The sequence below is a fragment of the Bartonella sp. CL71SXKL genome, assembly GCF_042194935.1.
In the GTDB taxonomy this organism is placed as follows: Bacteria; Pseudomonadota; Alphaproteobacteria; order Rhizobiales; family Rhizobiaceae; genus Bartonella.
In genome coordinates, this window is record NZ_JBHINI010000110.1 from 1 (window position 1) to 732 (window position 732).

Genomic DNA, 732 nt, shown 5'->3' on the forward strand with positions numbered 1-732 from the left:
ACTTTGTAAGCCGATGGATTGGCGGCAATGGCTATACTTATGAGACAATACCTGCTGGCAGTAACTGGTGGAAAGAAACATGGAATATGTTCACAAATCCTTATAATCCTCATACTTGCCTTGGAGATGCGGGGCGTATGTGCAGCATACTTTACGGCCCTTCTCATCGTGAACAAAAACCTTGAATTAGATCATGGAGGAAAAAATGAAACAAACCTTAAAATTATTAAGTGCGATAACTCTATTAAGTATAGCTGGATGTCAGTTTAATAAAACTCCCCCAGGAGATGTGGCTGCGTGGAAAAAGCCAGGAGCAGGTTTTACAGAGGTAGGAAAAGCCTTGTTAGAATGCGGTCTGCCAAGCCTTATTAATGCTGATACAGAAAATAGAAAGCTCAGCTACAATGCAAATGCAACCATTGATGCTTGCATGCTCCAAGCGGGATTTCGCTATAAATATGATGTGGGGGGAGGCTGGTGTGGAAATTATAAAGCGGAAAACTTGCCCATTTGTCGTCCAGGTGCTGTGATCCCGAGGCCCAGTGTCAAGAAGCGCTTAAATAGCCCTTATTGTAAAAAATATAAAAATGCACCTGAATGCAAACCTTAAGTTTTGCTATTGGTGATGATCAACAATCTGCCATCCTTGCCTTTGCTTGGAATGGTGGGATTGTTTTCTCAACCAATCATCTCAATATTGTTCACCGTTGTTTTAAGCAGCGGTGACAGGAA

The 732-nt window shown here is 42.1% G+C and carries 2 protein-coding genes and 1 pseudogene; all 3 read left to right on the forward strand.

Annotated features, from left to right (window positions below; all coding sequences use genetic code 11):
- Positions 1 to 185 (forward strand): annotated as a pseudogene (locus ACFILA_RS09750) (filamentous hemagglutinin); the annotation flags it as partial.
- A gap of 20 nt (positions 186 to 205) precedes the next feature.
- Positions 206 to 610: a hypothetical protein gene (locus ACFILA_RS09755; RefSeq protein WP_375643854.1), complete on the forward strand. Its 405-nt coding sequence runs from the start codon at positions 206 to 208 to the stop codon at positions 608 to 610.
- Complete coding sequence (locus ACFILA_RS09760) at positions 598 to 726, forward strand: hypothetical protein (protein WP_375661150.1); 129 nt, start codon at positions 598 to 600, stop codon at positions 724 to 726. The genes ACFILA_RS09755 and ACFILA_RS09760 overlap by 13 nt, the downstream gene beginning before the upstream one ends.
- Positions 727 to 732 lie beyond the last annotated feature (6 nt).